Source organism: Cupriavidus sp. GW821-FHT02F09 (assembly GCF_059421605.1).
Genome location: NZ_JBWKVH010000031.1, coordinates 51,847 through 68,298, shown reverse-complemented (window position 1 = coordinate 68,298; position 16,452 = coordinate 51,847). Strand labels below are relative to the sequence as shown.

The 16,452-nt window shown below is 66.4% G+C and carries 14 protein-coding genes and 1 tRNA gene; 10 read left to right on the top strand and 5 right to left on the bottom strand.

Annotation, left to right across the window (positions count from 1 at the left end; genetic code table 11):
* The first annotated feature begins 163 nt into the window (after positions 1–163).
* The gene (gene glnK, locus AC07XB_RS27475) at positions 164–502 is read left to right on the top strand and encodes a P-II family nitrogen regulator (protein ID WP_006162803.1); all 339 of its coding nucleotides are present in this window, start codon (positions 164–166) and stop codon (positions 500–502) included.
* Between the two features lie 98 nt (positions 503–600).
* Here the strand turns inward: glnK and AC07XB_RS27470 are convergent, their stop codons facing one another.
* The 3 genes from AC07XB_RS27470 to trxB all read right to left on the bottom strand — a co-directional run bounded on the left by AC07XB_RS27470 (position 601) and on the right by trxB (position 3,032).
* Positions 601–1,242, bottom strand: coding sequence for a trimeric intracellular cation channel family protein (locus AC07XB_RS27470; protein ID WP_150992623.1), 642 nt, complete (start codon positions 1,240–1,242; stop codon positions 601–603).
* Positions 1,243–1,255: 13 nt separating this feature from the next.
* Entirely contained in the window at positions 1,256–1,951 is a 696-nt protein-coding gene (locus tag AC07XB_RS27465) for a Smr/MutS family protein (protein WP_492387114.1), read from the bottom strand.
* A gap of 133 nt (positions 1,952–2,084) precedes the next feature.
* Entirely contained in the window at positions 2,085–3,032 is a 948-nt protein-coding gene (gene trxB / locus AC07XB_RS27460; protein WP_043344442.1) for a thioredoxin-disulfide reductase, read from the bottom strand.
* 169 nt (positions 3,033–3,201) lie between these two features.
* On the opposite strand from trxB, the gene AC07XB_RS27455 reads away from it, so the two are divergent.
* The 4 genes from AC07XB_RS27455 (at position 3,202) to AC07XB_RS27440 (ending at position 8,005) form a co-directional block, all read left to right on the top strand.
* The gene (locus AC07XB_RS27455; RefSeq protein ID WP_492809977.1) at positions 3,202–5,526 is read left to right on the top strand and encodes a DNA translocase FtsK; all 2,325 of its coding nucleotides are present in this window, start codon (positions 3,202–3,204) and stop codon (positions 5,524–5,526) included.
* Positions 5,527–5,659: 133 nt separating this feature from the next.
* Positions 5,660–6,298 (top strand): outer membrane lipoprotein chaperone LolA, encoded by a 639-nt coding sequence (lolA, locus tag AC07XB_RS27450; protein ID WP_043351351.1) that lies wholly within the window; start codon positions 5,660–5,662, stop codon positions 6,296–6,298.
* 8 nt (positions 6,299–6,306) lie between these two features.
* The gene (locus AC07XB_RS27445) at positions 6,307–6,726 is read left to right on the top strand and encodes a hypothetical protein (RefSeq protein WP_492376502.1); all 420 of its coding nucleotides are present in this window, start codon (positions 6,307–6,309) and stop codon (positions 6,724–6,726) included.
* A gap of 235 nt (positions 6,727–6,961) precedes the next feature.
* Positions 6,962–8,005 (top strand): Fe(3+) ABC transporter substrate-binding protein, encoded by a 1,044-nt coding sequence (locus AC07XB_RS27440; protein WP_492376501.1) that lies wholly within the window; start codon positions 6,962–6,964, stop codon positions 8,003–8,005.
* A 72-nt stretch (positions 8,006–8,077) separates the two neighbouring features.
* Here the strand turns inward: AC07XB_RS27440 and AC07XB_RS27435 are convergent, their stop codons facing one another.
* Together AC07XB_RS27435 and AC07XB_RS27430 are read right to left on the bottom strand one after the other, a co-directional pair.
* Entirely contained in the window at positions 8,078–8,758 is a 681-nt protein-coding gene (locus AC07XB_RS27435) for a hypothetical protein (RefSeq protein WP_492376500.1), read from the bottom strand.
* Positions 8,759–8,991: 233 nt separating this feature from the next.
* Complete coding sequence (locus AC07XB_RS27430; protein WP_492830446.1) at positions 8,992–10,644, bottom strand: ABC transporter permease; 1,653 nt, start codon at positions 10,642–10,644, stop codon at positions 8,992–8,994.
* 198 nt (positions 10,645–10,842) lie between these two features.
* Between AC07XB_RS27430 and AC07XB_RS27425 the strand changes: the two genes are divergently transcribed.
* The 5 genes from AC07XB_RS27425 to AC07XB_RS27405 all read left to right on the top strand — a co-directional run bounded on the left by AC07XB_RS27425 (position 10,843) and on the right by AC07XB_RS27405 (position 16,207).
* Complete coding sequence (locus tag AC07XB_RS27425; protein WP_492809968.1) at positions 10,843–11,904, top strand: ABC transporter ATP-binding protein; 1,062 nt, start codon at positions 10,843–10,845, stop codon at positions 11,902–11,904.
* Between the two features lie 132 nt (positions 11,905–12,036).
* Positions 12,037–13,083, top strand: coding sequence for a TRAP transporter substrate-binding protein (locus tag AC07XB_RS27420; protein ID WP_492830449.1), 1,047 nt, complete (start codon positions 12,037–12,039; stop codon positions 13,081–13,083).
* Between the two features lie 117 nt (positions 13,084–13,200).
* Positions 13,201–14,568, top strand: a complete 1,368-nt coding sequence (locus tag AC07XB_RS27415) for a replication-associated recombination protein A (protein WP_492830450.1) — start codon at positions 13,201–13,203, stop codon at positions 14,566–14,568.
* A gap of 157 nt (positions 14,569–14,725) precedes the next feature.
* Entirely contained in the window at positions 14,726–16,039 is a 1,314-nt protein-coding gene (serS, locus tag AC07XB_RS27410; protein ID WP_492830452.1) for a serine--tRNA ligase, read from the top strand.
* A 78-nt stretch (positions 16,040–16,117) separates the two neighbouring features.
* A tRNA-Ser gene (locus AC07XB_RS27405) sits at positions 16,118–16,207 on the top strand.
* Positions 16,208–16,452 lie beyond the last annotated feature (245 nt).

Genomic DNA, 16,452 nt, shown 5'->3' with positions numbered 1-16,452 from the left:
TTGTTCCGGCATGGCTGCTATGGCTGATCACGCCGCACCCGCGCAGATGCGGGCGCGGCGACGATTGAGTCTACCGGAAATGGCGCGGTGCGGCAGGCCACATCCCGCTACCGGCAGGCAGGCTAAAATCTCTCACTAACCAACGACTATATAAGGGGCCAATATGAAGCAGATTACCGCCATCATCAAACCGTTCAAGCTGGACGAAGTGCGCGAGGCGCTGGCTGACGTCGGCGTGACCGGCCTGACGGTGACCGAGGTGAAGGGCTTTGGCCGCCAGAAGGGGCATACCGAGCTGTATCGCGGCGCTGAGTACGTGGTCGACTTCCTGCCCAAGATCAAGATCGAGGTCGTGGTTGCCGAGAACCAGCTCGACACCGTGCTGGACGCCATCGTCAAGGCAGCGCACACCGGCAAGATCGGCGACGGCAAGATCTTCGTGACCGAGATCGAGCGCGTGATCCGCATCCGCACCGGCGAGCAGGACGAAGCCGCCGTTTAAGCATTCGGGCGCTCAGGCTTTTTTAGCGTTCAAGCGCCGGCGGGCAATCCTGGCGATCCCACGGGAGGGGGCGCCTGGATTGCCGCTGTTGTTGTCGCCTAGCTCGGCAACTTCCAGCCGAAACGCACGCACAGCAGGCGCGCCGCCGTGATGGTGATGGCGCCCGCCAGCAGGGCCAGTTCCTGCTCGGCCTGCAGCCAGGTCAGGCCAACATAGACACAGCAGCCGACGAAGGCACAGGTGGCATAGGGCGAGCGGTCACGCAGGATCATCGGCACCTCGTTGCACAACACGTCGCGTACCACGCCACCGAACACCGAAGAGATGATGCCCATCATGACCGCCACGGTCGGGGTCATCTGCGCCACCAGCGCGAGCGATGTACCGGTGACCGAAAACAGCCCCAGGCCGATCGCATCGGCCGTGATCATGGTGCGCTCGGATGCCACCCGGCTGACCACCCGTAGCACGAACGACGCGCCGAGCGACATCACGAAGATCAAGATCACATAGCCTTCGTGGTCGACCCAGTAGAAGGGGCGGCGGTCCAGCAATACGTCGCGCACCGTGCCGCCGCCGAAGGCGGTGGCGAACGCTACCACGAAGGTGCCCACGGCATCGAAGCGCTGCTTGCGCGCATCGACCACGCCGGACACGGCAAAGGCGAGCACGCCCACCACTTCCATGACATGCAGGATCAGGGGCAACCGCCCCATCAGGAGATCGAGCGGCAGATGCATCGTGCGCGCCGTCTCAGGCGTGCGGCTGGCGCAGCAGCACCATCAGCGCGCCGGCACCGCCCTCGGCGCCGCGTGCCTGCACGAAGGCCAGCACTTCTTCCTTCTGTACCAGCCAGCTGCGCACCTTGCCCTTGAGCACGGGCGTCTTGTCCGGCGAGCCGTTGCCCTTGCCGTGGATCACGCGCACGCAACGCACGCCACGCTTGACCGAGCGCCGCACGAACTCGGCCAATGCCTCGCGCGCTTCTTCGCTGCGCAGGCCGTGCAGGTCGATCTTGTCCTGGGGCACCCATTCGCCGCGGCGCAGCTTCTTGACCACGTCCATGCCGATGCCGGGGCGGCGGAACGACAGGGTTTCGTCGGTATCGAGCAGGTTCTCGACGTCGAACTCGTCGGAAAGCGACGCGGCCAGCACGGCTTTGTCGTCCAGCTGGGTTTGCACCGGCACGGGCGCCGGATGGCGAGGCGCGGGAGTGACGCGGTTGCGGTCGCGCAGGGTGTTGACGTTGCCAACGCTGCTGCGGAATACGTCGGCTTCTTCGCGGGCGCGCTGCGCGGCTTCGTCCGCCGCGCGGCGCTCGGCTTCGCGCCGCTCCGTGTCGGCCTTGAGGGAGTCGCGCAAGCCGGACAGGTCGGTCAGGCCGAAACGCTTGGGCGGGTTGGCGGCGGGGGTGGCAGGTTTGGTGGGCTTTCTGGCGCCGTGCGTCATGGCGAGTCTCCGGGGTGCTCGGCGTGATTATAGGGTGGCAGGGCGGGGCGCGGCTGGTGCGGGCGGCGGCATCACCGGCTTGAAAAAGACAAAGGCCGGGCAAGCCCGGCCTGAGCCTTCAGTCTTTATCTCTTTACTGCAGGGCTTCCACGTAGCGCTGTGCATCCAGGGCTGCCATGCAGCCCGTGCCGGCGCTGGTGATCGCCTGGCGATAGATGTGGTCCTGCACATCGCCGGCTGCGAACACGCCCGGGATGCTGGTGGCCGTGGCATCGCCGGCCAGGCCGCTCTTGGTGACGATATAGCCGTTGTGCATCTCGAGCTGGCCTTCGAACAGTTCGGTGTTCGGCTTGTGCCCGATGGCCACGAACACGCCCGCCAGCTTGAGGTCTTCGACCGTGCCGGTGTTCACGTTGCGCACCTTCAGGCCCGTCACGCCGGAGTCGTCGCCGGTCACTTCTTCCAGCACGGAGTTCCAGCGGATTTCCACGCGGCCTTCCTTCTCGCGCTGCAGCAGGCGGTCGACCAGGATCGGCTCGGCGCGGAACTTGTCGCGGCGATGCAGCACGGTCACCTTGCTGGCGATCTGGGACAGGTAGAGGGCTTCTTCCACCGCGGTGTTGCCGCCGCCGACCACGGCCACTTCCTGGTTCTTGTAGAAGAAACCGTCGCAGGTGGCGCAGGCCGACACGCCGCGGCCCATGAACAGCTCTTCCGACGGCAGGCCAAGGTACTGGGCCGAGGCGCCGGTGGCGATGATCAGCGAATCGCAGGTGTATTCACCGGCATCGCCCACCAGGCGGATCGGGCGTTCGGTCAGCTTGGCGGTATGGATGTGATCGAAGATGATTTCGGTGTTGAAGCGTTCGGCATGCTCCAGGAAGCGCTGCATCAGTTCCGGGCCTTGCACGCCGTTGGCGTCGGCGGGCCAGTTTTCCACGTCGGTGGTGGTCATCAGCTGGCCACCCTGGGCCAGGCCGGTGATCAGCACCGGCTGCAGGTTGGCGCGGGCCGCATAGACGGCGGCGGTATAGCCGGCGGGGCCGGAACCGAGAATCAGCACTTTTGCGTGTTTGGCCATGATGCTTTCCTATGGCTGGTGCGCCTTGATGCGCACTAGCATGAATCGAAACCAGCATTATAAGTGGACCGGCGTTTGCTCACTGTTGCAAATTCCAATGGGAACGATAGCCCTGGCCAAGGTTAAAATGGCCGGCACACCCTCTTCAGTTGGCAACCCAGATCCAGGCATGGCCCGAGCTACTACCACAACACGTACTGATCCTTCCGCGCTGCCCTCGCGCATCGGCAAGCTGCTGGGCGAAGTGCGCTGGTTCCTGTTGCTGGCGGTCACACTGGCCTTCGTCTGCATCCTGGCCAGCTACAGCAAGGCGGATCCGGGCTGGTCGCACGCCAACCAGGTGGCCGACATCCACAACCTCGGCGGCCGCGTGGGCGCCTGGATGGCCGATGTGCTGTTCTTTATCTTCGGCTTCTCCGCCTACTGGTGGGCGGTGTTGCTGGTGCGCCGCTGCTGGCGCGGCTGGCGTGCGCTGACCGCCGAGCTGCCCGAGCGCAACGGCGAGGCACGGCAGGGCCTGGTGGTGAGCTGGATCGGCTTTGGCCTGTCGCTGACCGCCAGCATGGGCCTGGAGGCCATCCGCATGTATCCGCTGCGCGCCGCGCTGCCACGCGCCCCGGGTGGCGTGCTGGGCGACCTGCTCGGTGGCTGGATGCAGATGGCGCTGGGCTTCACCGGCGCCACGCTGCTGCTCTTGCTGACGCTGGCCATCGGCCTGTCGCTGTTCTTCCATTTCTCGTGGCTGTCGGTGGCCGAGCACGTGGGCGGCTTCGTCGAGACGCTCTTCCTCGGCTTCAAGGCGCGCCGCGAAAGCAAGCAGGATCGCATCATCGGCGAGGCGGCCAAGGTCGTGCGCACCGAAACCGTGGAAGTGCAGCGGGTCAAGATCGAGGAGGCCACGCCGGTGCAGATCGTGCGGCCCCAGGCGGTGCCCAAGCACGAACGCGTGGAGCGCGAGAAGCAGCAGCCGCTGTTCGCCGATATCCAGGACTCCGACCTGCCGCCGCTGGCGCTGCTGGACCCCATCCCCACGCACCAGGAAACCGTCAGCGCCGAAACGCTGGAATTCACCTCGCGCCTGATCGAGAAGAAGCTCAAGGATTTCGGTGTCGAGGTCAAGGTGGTGGCGGCCTACCCGGGCCCGGTCATCACCCGCTACGAAATCGAGCCGGCCACCGGCGTCAAGGGCAGCCAGGTGGTCAACCTGGCGCGTGACCTGGCGCGTTCGCTGTCGCTGGTTTCCATTCGCGTGGTGGAAACCATCCCCGGCAAGATCTACATGGGGCTGGAACTGCCCAACCCCAAGCGCCAGACGGTGCGGCTGTCCGAGATCCTCGGCTCGCAGGTCTACAACGAGAGCGCGTCCAACCTCACGATGGCGCTGGGCAAGGACATCGCCGGCAAGCCCATGGTGGCGGATCTGGCCAAGATGCCGCACTGCATGGTGGCGGGTACCACCGGCTCCGGCAAGTCGGTTGGCATCAACGCCATGATCCTGTCGCTGCTCTACAAGGCCAAGGCCGAGCAGGTGCGGCTGATCCTGATCGACCCCAAGATGCTGGAGATGAGTGTCTACGAAGGCATCCCGCATCTGCTGTGCCCGGTGGTGACCGACATGCGCCAGGCCGGCAACGCCCTGAACTGGGCGGTCGGCGAGATGGAGCGGCGCTACAAGCTGATGAGCAAGCTGGGCGTGCGCAACCTGGCCGGCTACAACAAGAAGATCGATGAAGCCGCCTCGCGCGAGGAGAAGCTTCCCAACCCGTTCAGCCTGACCCCGGACGCGCCCGAGCCGCTCGAGAAGCTGCCGATGATCGTGATTGTGATCGACGAGCTGGCCGACCTGATGATGGTGGTGGGCAAGAAGGTGGAAGAGCTGATCGCGCGCATCGCGCAGAAGGCCCGCGCCGCCGGCATCCACCTGGTGCTGGCCACGCAGCGTCCGTCGGTCGACGTGATCACTGGCCTGATCAAGGCCAACGTGCCGACCCGCATCGCCTTCCAGGTCAGCAGCAAGATCGATTCGCGCACCATCCTCGACCAGCAGGGCGCGGAGGCGTTGCTCGGCATGGGCGATATGCTCTACCTGGCGCCGGGCACCGGCGTGCCGATCCGCGTCCACGGCGCCTTTGTCTCCGACGATGAAGTGCACCGCGTGGTCGAAAAGCTCAAGGAAGGCGGCGAGACCAACTACATCGAGGGCATCCTCGAAGGCGGCGTGGCCGAGGGCGACCTGGGCAGCGATGGCATGGGCGGTGGCGCTGGCATTGGCGGCGGCGGCGAGGCCGATCCGCTCTACGACCAGGCTGTCGACGTGGTGCTGAAGAACCGCCGCGCCTCGATCTCCCTGGTGCAGCGCCACCTGCGCATCGGCTATAACCGTGCCGCGCGGCTGCTGGAGGACATGGAAAAGGCTGGTCTGGTTTCCGCCATGTCGGGCAACGGCAATCGCGACATCCTGGCCCCGGCAGGCACCGCCCGCGAGGAAGAATAAGCTGCCGCGCGTAACATGCAGTTACGTGCGAAGCACATCGTTGCGGAATCTGGCGCCCGCGCGCCGCTCTAACCGGACAGGCAGTGCAGCCGCCCCGGCGGTGCGCACCCTCCAACCCAGCAAGGACAACACCATGCGAATCCGCATTCTCGCGTCGGCATGCGCCGCGGCGGCCATGCTGTCGCTGACAGCGACGGCGGCCATGGCGGCCGGCACCGACCAGCTCCAGGCCTTCGTGGCGGGCGTGAAGAGCGCCAAGGGCGAATTTACCCAGCGCCAGGTCAAGGGGCAGGGCGATAGCCTCAAGGTGGCCGGCACCTCCAGCGGCACCTTCGCTTTTTCGCGCCCTGGCAAGTTCACCTGGCGCTACGTCAAGCCGTACGACCAGTTGCTGCAGGCCGACGGCCAGACGCTCTACATCTACGACAAGGACCTCAACCAGGTCACCGAGCGCAAGCTCGATGGCGCCCTGGGGTCCAGCCCCGCCGCGATCCTGTTCGGCAGCAATGACTTGGAAAAGAACTTTGTCGTGAAGAACGGCCCCACGCGCGACGGCGTGGAGTGGCTTGAGCTCACGCCGAGAGCCAAGGACACGCAGTTCGAGCGCATCGGCATCGGCTTCAAGAGCGGCAACCTGGAAGCGATGGAGTTGCGCGATGCCTTCGGCAACACGACGCTCCTGACCTTCAGCGCGATGCAGAAGAATCCCGTGCTGCCGGCCGACACCTTCCGGTTTGCGGTGCCCAAGGGCGCCGACGTGCTCAAGCAATGAGGCGCGCCATGATTCCCGCATTCCTGACCCGGCCGGCCTGGCGCCGTTGCGGTGCCATTGCCGGCATTGCCGCCGCTGCGTTGCTGGCCGCCTGCGCCAGCCCCGGCGCTAGCAAGCAGTTCGACGTGGATGCCTTCCTGCGCGCCTCCGATACGGCGCTGCCGGAAGTGCTTGCCAATCCGGATTTTCTCTCCGCCACGCAGGCCAGTGCCAACGATTGCGCTGTGCTGCTGCAGTCGGTCAACAGCGGCGTGCTGGAAGGGCTGCCGCCCACCGGCAGTGGACATGGGCCAGCCTGGCTGCTGCATCCGGCCGGCGCCCCGGCCAAGGTGTGGCTGGTGGTCAGCAAGACCGGCGGCGAGCGGACCTGCCATGGGCCGCTGCCTGCCGATGCCATGAAGGCATTGGTGGAACGCGCCAGTACCTGAATGTGATGCACGGATAACGCCGGGCGCAATCGAAGACCCGGCGGTATCTGTTATCCCGGTCGGCGTTTCAGCGTCTCAATCCGCACTTTACCTCTCCAGGCTTACCACGAGAAAAATGACAGCGTTGTAACTTGACTGCTGAAACGGGAATGATTATTGTTTCCAGATTGTCTTGTCCAGGATGCATGCGTCGCATCGTCTGGACGGCATACAACAATCATCGAAGAGGAGAGTCATGACCGTATTCCGCCGCTTGCTGCCGCGCACCTCAGCGCTCGCCGCGCTCGCTGTTCTGGCACTGCCGCTCGCCGCGTCCGCCCAGGAAAAGGTGCTGAACCTCTACACCGCACGCCACTACCAGACCGACGAAGCGCTCTACGCCAACTTCACCAAGCAGACCGGCATCAAGATCAACCGCATCGAGGGCCAGGAAGACCCGCTGCTGGAGCGCATCAGGAGCGAGGGCGCCAATAGCCCGGCAGATGTATTTATCACCGTCGACATCGGCCGGCTGTGGCGGGCCCAGCAGGCGGGCGTGTTCGCGCCGCTCAAGTCGAGCGTGCTGGAGTCGCGCATTCCCGCCAACTACCGCGACCCGAACGGCGACTGGTTCGGCTTCTCGGCGCGGGCTCGCGTAATTGCCTACAACAAGGCCGCGGTCAAGCCCGGCGACATCAAGACCTACGAAGATCTCGCCGATCCCAAATGGAAGGGCAAGCTGTGCATCCGCTCCAGCGGCCACGTGTACAACCTGTCGCTGATGTCCAGCCTGATCGCCCATGACGGCGAGGCCAAGACCGAGCAATGGACGCGCGGCGTGGTGGCCAACCTGGCGCGCGCGCCCAAGGGCGGCGATACCGACCAGCTCAAGGCCGTGGCGGCAGGCGAGTGCGATATCGCGGTGGCCAACACCTACTACATCGCGCGCATCCTCAAGTCGACCAAGCCCGAGGACAAGGCCGTGGCGGAGAAGCTCGGCGTGCTGTGGCCCAACCAGGCCAGCCAGGGCGTGCACATGAACATCTCCGGCGGCGGCATGCTCAAGCATGCGCCCAACAAGGCGTCCGCGCGCGCGTTCCTGGAGTACCTGGCCAGCGATGACGCGCAGCGCTATTTTGCCGATGGCAACAATGAGTGGCCGGTGGTGGAGAGCGTGAAGATCAGCAATCCGGCGCTGGAAGCGCTGGGCAGCTTCAAGGCGGACAAGATCAACGTGGCCGAACTAGGCAAGCACCAGCCGCAAGCGCAGAAGCTGGCGGACAAGGCTGGCTACAAGTAAGAAAGCAAGAAGGCGCCAGCGCGGCCTGGCTGGCGGGACGGGGATGGCGGCGCGAGCCGCCATTTCCTATTTCTATGGCTTGGGCACGGGCCTGGCTTTGGGCCCTGGCCCCTTGGCGGCGTTGCTCTCGCTGCCTTCGCCAGGTTCAAGGCGCCGGAACTTCAGCTTTGCGCCGCGCTCCCTGTGCTTCTCGAAGGTCACCTTCAACTGCTCGCGCCGCTTTTTGTGCGAGTGGCCCAGCGTGCCAGCCGCGTATGGCAGCTTGGCCACCACCTTGCCCGCGGTCTGGCGCGCCAGCAGTACGTCCAGCGCTTGCCGCGCGCGTACCTGGGCGTGTAGCAGCGCGTCCGAAGGATTGGCCTTGGCGCGGTTCAAGTCGTAAGGCAACATGACCGGCCCGGCAAGCTGGCGCAGCGCCGCGCGGATGTGCGGGCTGTCCAGCCCGGCCTCATGGAGCACCCATGCTGCGTCATGGCGCAGCCATGGCTCCGGGTCGCCGAGCTTGCGCAGCAGGGCAAGCGAGATATCGGCCTGCCGGTAGCCGTGCGCGCGCCTTACCGCGTTGAGCGCAATGCGCCTCACATGGAAATTCTCGTGATCGAACAGGTCCGCCACCAGGCGCTCGACCATGCCAGGCTTTTCCAGCTGCTCAGCCAGTTGGCCCGCCAGGGCGATTTCCTCGACGGCGCTGATCCGGTCTTGCAGGGTCAGCCGGTTCAGCTTGAACACGAGCATGCGGTAACGAAGCTGCATAACACTCTCTGAAGACGCTGCGAACAAGTGCCGGGCAAGGATTGCCACCGGCACAGTCATGATCGGCGCGAAGCACGCCAGCGGCGGGGGCAGGCCGCCTGGCACGCGCGAGAACGGGGCGGCGAGCCGGGGAACAGCTTCGGATTAGTGAGATATCGGCAATACGTTGAAGAACTTTAGTTGAAGAACTTTAGGAAACCTCGCGGCCTGTTTCCGCGGGCGACCCGAGTGTGCTATTCCCGCGCATCCCGCCGTATCGAACGTGACAGCAGGATCACCGGCAGCAGGCCCACCGCCACGATCACCAGCGATGCCGTGGCGGCTTCGGCCAGGCGCTCGTCCGAGGCCAGGTTGTAGGCCTGCACGGCCAGTGTGTCGAAGTTGAACGGCCGCATCACAAAGGTGGCGGGCAGCTCTTTCATGACGTCGACGAAGACGATCAACGCTGCGGTCAGCAGGCTGCCGCGCAACATTGGCAGGTGCACGCGCCGCAACGTGGCGCCGGGGCCGTGGCCCAGGCTGCGCGCCGCCGCGTCCATGCCCGGCGTGATCTTGACCAGGCCGGCGTTGACGGTTTGCAGCGCCACGCCCAGAAAGCGCACCAGGTAGGCATAGACCAGTGCGGCAATGCCGCCGGTCAGCAGGAGTCCGGTCGACCATCCCAGATGCTGCAGCAGCCATGCCGACATGGCATTGTCCAGCCGCGCCACCGGCACCAGCACGCCGACCGCCACCACCGAGCCGGGCAGGGCATAGCCCATGCCGCACACCCGCGTCAGCGCGCGCAGCAGCCAGCCCCGGCCCGCGGCCATGCTGCGCCCGGCATAGCCGATCACCAGCGCGGCCAGCACCGCGATCAGCGCGGTCACGCTGGCCAGCAGGAAGCTGTTGCGCACCAGGCCGATAAAGCGCGGGCCGAACTGCGCGTCGCCTTCAGCCAGCGCCATCTTGCACAGCATCAGCGCCGGGATGGCAAAGCCCAGCAGCACCGGCACCACGCATACCAGCAGCGCCAGCGCGGCGCGCCAGCCATGCAGCCGGTAAGCCGGCGCGCGGCGCTGGCCACCATGCACGCGGGCACGGCCCCGGCTGGCGCGCTCGACCAGCAGGATGCCGATCACGAATACCAGCATGCAGGCCGACAACTGCGCGGCCGCGTTCTTGTCGCCCAGCGAGAACCACGCGCGGTAGATGCCCGTGGAAAACGTCGGGATGCCGAAGTAGGCCACCGTGCCGAAATCGGCCAGCGTCTCCATCAGCGCCAGCGCCGTGCCAGCCACGATGCCGGGGCGCGCCAGCGGTAGCATCACGCGCCAGACGCTGCCCCAGGTGCCATAGCCAAGCAGCCTTGCCGCTTCCAGCGTGTTCAGGGTTTGCTGCAGGAAGGCCGCGCGCGCGGTCAGGTAGACGTAGGGATAGAGCACCAGCGTGAACAACACGATGGCGCCGCCCAGCGAGCGGATATCCGGGAACCAGTACTCCCGCGCGCGCCAGCCGGTCAGCTCGCGCAGCCAGCTTTGCACCGGGCCGGCGAACTGCAGGGCATCGGTATAGGCGTAGGCGATGACATAGGCCGGCATCGCCAGCGGCAGCACCAGCGCCCATTCCAGCCAGGCCCGCCCGGCGAACCGGTAGGTGCTGACAAGCCACGCGGCGGGCACGCCCACCAGCAGCACGCCGGCGCAGACGCCGGCCAGCAGCCACAGCGTATTGCCAACGTACTCGGCCAGGACTGTGTCGGCCAGATGCCGCCAGGTGTCGCCGCTGGGCTCGAGCAGGCTGCCAGCCACCTGCGCGATCGGCAGCGCGATCAGCAGCGCGGCCAGGGCGGCAACCAAGGCTAACGGGTGCAGGCGGCGGGTACGGCTAGGGCGAAGCAGGCTCATGCGGCAGCGGCGTGGGTGTCGGTATTGGTGCGGGACAGGGTGAGGCCCGGCGGCGGGGCGCGGTCGGCAGGCCTTGGGGCAAGCCCTGCATTCTAGCAATGCGGATACGCCGGGCGACGCATACGCATGTGACAGACATACAGGGCCTGCGTCCATATAATGCTCGGCATGCTAGGCCACCCGCATTCCAATTCATCCATGCCAGCACGATCCGATGTTGTGATCGAGGTCGATCGCATCCACCATGGCTTCGGCAGCCAGCGCGTTGTCAACGACCTGTCCTTCACCCTCGCGCGCGGCAGCATCGCCTGCCTGCTCGGCCCCAGCGGCTGCGGCAAGACCACGGTGCTGCGCGCCATCGCCGGATTCGAGCCGCTGCGCGAAGGCCGCATCCTGCTGCAAGGGCAGGTGATGTCGTCGCCGGGGTTTGCCGTGGCGCCCGAGCACCGGCGCATCGGCATGGTGTTCCAGGATTACGCCTTGTTCCCGCACCTGAGCGTGGCGGACAACGTCGCCTTCGGGCTGCATGCCGTGCGCCGCGGCGAACGCGCGGCGCGGGTCGAGGAAATGCTCACGCTGGTGGGCCTGGCCGGTTCCGGCGGCAAGTTCCCGCACGAGCTCTCGGGCGGCCAGCAGCAGCGCGTGGCGCTGGCGCGCGCACTGGCGCCGAAGCCGGAGCTGCTGCTGCTCGACGAGCCGTTCTCCAATCTCGACATCGACCTGCGCGAGCGCCTGAGCCTGGAGGTGCGTGACATCCTTAAAGCTCAGGGCGCCACCGCCATTCTGGTCACCCACGACCAGTACGAAGCCTTTGCCATGGCAGATGAGATCGGCGTGATGCACGCCGGCGCCATCGAGCAGTGGGACAGCGCGCACAACCTCTATCACCGGCCGGCCACACGCGTGGTCGCGGACTTCATCGGGCAGGGCGTGCTGATGCCGGGGCAGCTTGCCAGCCCGCACTCGGTCGTGCTGGAACTCGGCACGCTGCATAGCAGCGAGCCGTTGGGCGTACCACCCGCAACGGCAGAGGTCGATGTGCTGATCCGCCCCGACGATATCGTGCACGACGATGACAGCCCGCTGCGCGCGAAGATCCTGCACAAGGCCTTTCGCGGTGCCGAGATCCTGTACACGCTACGCTTGGCCGGCGGCGGCCAGGTGTTGTCGCTGGTGCCTTCGCATCACGACCATGCGCTCGGCGAGCACATCGGCATTCGCGTGGAGGTGGACGACGTGGTGGCGTTCCGGCGCGGCTGAAGGCCCCGCCAGGGCCCTGGCGGCTTACTTGCTTACTTGCTTACTTGTTCGACGCCACCGCCTTACAGCTTCATAGCTTCACGGCTTCACGGCTTCACGGCTTCATTACCTCAAGATTCCAGGACTCTCATCATGTTTGCTTCCCCGAAGGGCACATCCCAACTGCTGCGCCGCCAATGCCTGCGCCGCGGCCTGCTGCTAGCCTTGCTGGCCTGTGGCGCAAACCTGGCCTGGGCGCAGCCGGCTGCTGCGGCCACCTGGCGGATGGCCACCGAATACCCGGCCAGCGCCATGCCTGGTGAAGGGCTGGCTACCTTCGCCGACGAGGTCAAGGCGCGCACCGCAGGCGCGATCGACGTCAAGCCCAGCTTTGACGCCAGCGCGGGCGTCAAGTCCGCGCAAATGCCGGCGGCGGTGAAAGAAGGGCGGCTGGAGGGCGGCGATGCCTTCGGCGGCGCGCTGGGTGCGGTCGATCCGCTGTTCCTGCTGTCGTCGCTGCCGTTCGTCGCCACCTCGGTGGATTCGGCCAGGCGCCTGGCCGAACTGGCCCGCGCCGACTACGCGCGCGCCTTCGAGGCACAGGGGCAACACTTGCTCTACGTTACGCCCTGGCCGCCCACCGGCTTGTGGTCGCGCAACGCGGTTGCCACGCTGACGGACCTGCGCGCACTTTCGGTGCGCACCTATGACGAGACGTCCACCGAAGTCATGCGTGCTGCCGGCGCGCAGCCGACCAACCTGTCGTTTGCCGACGCGATGCCGCGCCTGAAGGACGGCTCGGTCAACGCGGTGCTGTCTTCCGGCGACGGCGGCGCGGGCCGCAAGCTGTGGGACTACCTGCCCAACTTCACGGCCATCGGCTATGCGATGCCGTTGTCGTTCACCACGGTCAATGCGGCCGCGTACGCGGCCTTGCCGCCCGCTTTGCGCGCCTCGGTAGACGCAGCCGCGCAGGCGACCGAGCAAAAGCAGTGGGCGCGCCTGGGCACACGGCTGGAAGAAAATACCACGCGCATGCGGGCCAACGGCGTGACCATCCAGGACAATCCCGCCCCGGCGGTGCAGCAGGCGCTACGCGATGCCGGCGCGGGCGCGGTGGCGGCCTGGCGCACGCGCGTGGGCAGCGAGCGCGCTGGCGTGCTCGATGTCTTCACGCGCAGTGAGCGCGCCGCGCGCTGATTCGCTAGCCGTAGCGGGCTGCGCGGCCGGCCGCGCGCGATGGTCTACACTGTCAGGTTCCTAGGCGCAGCGGGCACGCACCGTGCGCGCCTGACCTGACTTAAAGGCCTGAATACCGTGGCGGACACGCTGTTTTCCGAAGCTCCCGATCGTTCCCAACAACCCCTGGCCGAGCGCCTGCGCCCGCGCAATATCGATGAGGTGATCGGCCAGCAACACCTGCTTGGCGCTGGCAAGCCGCTGCGGGTGGCGTTCGCGTCCGGCGAGCCGCACTCCATGATCCTGTGGGGCCCGCCCGGCGTGGGCAAGACCACGCTGGCGAGGCTGATGGCCACAGCCTTCGACGCCGAGTTCATCGCGCTGTCGGCGGTGCTGTCCGGCGTCAAGGACATCCGCGAGGCGGTCGAGCGCGCCGAGCAATACCGTGCCCACGGACGGCGCACGCTGGTGTTCGTGGACGAGGTGCACCGCTTCAACAAGAGTCAGCAGGATGCCTTCCTGCCGCACGTGGAAAGCGGGCTGTTCACCTTTATCGGCGCCACCACCGAGAACCCGTCATTCGAGGTCAACGGCGCCTTGCTGTCGCGCGCCGCGGTCTACGTGCTCAAGAGCCTGGACGACGCCGAGCTGACGCAGCTGGCGCGGCGCGCCAGCGAAGAGCTGGGCGGCCTGCAGTGGGAGGACGAGGCGATGCAGCTGATCGTGGCCTCGGCCGATGGCGATGGCCGCAAGCTGCTCAACAATATCGAGATCGTGGCGCGCGCCGCGCGCAGTGCCGGCGCGCCGGTCATCGACAACGCGCTGCTCGGCAGCGCCTTGTCGGAGAACCTGCGCCGCTTCGACAAGGGCGGCGACGCGTTCTACGATCAGATCAGCGCGCTGCATAAATCCGTGCGCGGCTCCGATCCCGATGCCACGTTGTACTGGTTCTGCCGCATGATCGACGGCGGTGCCGATCCGCGCTACCTGGCGCGCCGCATCGTGCGCATGGCGTGGGAGGACATCGGCCTGGCCGATCCGCGTGCCGCCCGCATCACGCTGGATGCCGCCGAGACCTACGAGCGCCTAGGCTCGCCGGAGGGCGAGCTCGCGCTGGCGCAAGCCCTGATCTACCTGGCCGTGGCGCCCAAGTCCAATGCCGGCTACAACGCCTACAACACCGCGCGCGCCTTCGTGGCCAAGGACAAGTCGCGCGGCGTGCCGGTGCACCTGCGCAACGCGCCGACCAAGCTGATGAAGGAGCTGGGCTACGGCCACGCCTACCGCTACGCGCACGATGAGCCCGAAGCCTATGCCGCCGGTGAGCATTACTTCCCCGACGACCTCAAGCGCCCCGGCTGGTACAAGCCCACGCCGCGCGGGCTGGAAGGCAAGATCGGCGACAAGCTGCGCCACCTGCGCGATCTTGACGCGCAGTGGCTGCGGCAGCAGGGCAAAGGCAAGGGCCGGGACGAAGGCGGCGGCGAGGGCGGCGGAGCGCAATAACGCGCATCGCCCCTGGCCGGCGGCGCGTCCCCGCGAACAACGGGCGATCCGCCAGCTTGTTCTCCAGCCAGCGGATCGGCGTGGGCCCGGGCCAGTACAGTAAAATGCCAGATCCGCCAGCATGTCGCTGGCCAATGCACCTGCCCTCACACGCAACATGCTAGACATCCAGCTGTTCCGCAAAGACATCGACGCCGTGGCGCAACGCCTTGCCACGCGCGGATTCCAACTCGACGTAGCGGCCTTCCAGGCACTCGAAGCCGAGCGCAAGCAACTGCAGACCCAGACCGAGGAGTTGCAGGCGCGCCGCAACAGCCTCTCCAAGCAGATCGGCATGCTCAAGGGCAAGGGCGAAGACGCCTCGGCGGTGATGGCTGAAGTCGGCGGCATCGGCGACGCCCTCAAGGCCTCGGCCGCGCGCCTGGAAGAAATCCAGGCCCAGCTCGCCGAGATCATGGAAGCCATCCCCAACCTGCCGCACGAAAGCGTGCCGGTGGGCCGGGATGAGACCGGCAACGTGGAAGTGCGCCGCGTCGGCACGCCGCGCAGCTTTGACTTCGAGGTCAAGGACCACGTCGACGTGGGCGAGCGCCTCGGGCTGGATTTCGATACCGCGAGCAAGGTCACGGGCTCGCGCTTCGCCATGCTGCGCGGTGGCATCGCACGCATGCATCGCGCGCTGGTGCAGTTGATGCTGGACACCCACACGCTCGAGCACGGCTACACCGAGATGTACGTGCCTTACATCGTCAATGCCGCCTCGATGCGCGGCACCGGCCAATTGCCCAAGTTCGAGGAAGACCTGTTCAAGGTGCCGCGCAAGGTCGGTGGCGAGAACAGCGAGGGTGGCGAGCGCACCGAGAACTTCTACCTGATCCCCACGGCCGAAGTGCCGCTGACCAACATCGTGCGCGACGCCATCGTGGCCGGCGACAAGCTGCCGCTGCGCTTCGTTGCCCACACGCCTTGCTTCCGCTCGGAAGCCGGCTCCTACGGCCGCGACACGCGCGGCATGATCCGCCAGCATCAGTTCGACAAGGTCGAACTCGTCCAGGTGGTGCAGCCCGAGCATTCGTTCGACGCGCTCGAGCAGCTCACCGGCCACGCCGAAGCCATCCTGAAGAAGCTGGACCTGCCGTTCCGCACCATGGTGCTATGCACCGGCGACATGGGCTTTGGCAGCACCAAGACCTATGACCTCGAAGTGTGGATCCCCGCGCAGGGCACCTACCGCGAGATCAGCTCCTGCTCGAACATGGGCGACTTCCAGGCCCGCCGCATGCAGGCCCGCTTCCGCGCAGGCCAGGGCAAGCCGGAACTGCTGCACACGCTCAACGGCTCCGGCCTGGCGGTTGGCCGCACGCTGGTGGCGATCCTGGAGAACTACCAGAACGCCGACGGCTCGCTGACGGTGCCGGCCGCATTGCAGCCGTATCTGGGCGGCCTGACGCGCCTGGAGCCCGAGGCGTAAATTTTCACGCGAGGGGCTTGCGGTGGAAATGTAGTTTCCTCTATAATCTTGTTCTTCGCGACAAGCGACCCAGTTACCGGAGAGGTGGCAGAGTGGTCGAATGTACCTGACTCGAAATCAGGCGTAGGTGCGAGCCTACCGTGGGTTCGAATCCCACCCTCTCCGCCAGCAGTACGCAAAGCCCCACGATTCCTCACAGAGTCGTGGGGCTTTTGCTTTGGGGGTACGGTTTCGCGCGTTGTCGGCACGATGGCAGCAGGCATCGTTGCACAGGTCAACGAGCCTGCCAGCTCACGCGATATACTCTGCGCATCGCTGCAACCACAGCGATCGGGATTGGCGTCCCGAACGAAAAGGCGGACAGTCGCCATCGGGCGATTTTTTACGTCCGTTATGCCTCTGCCTGCTTTCAT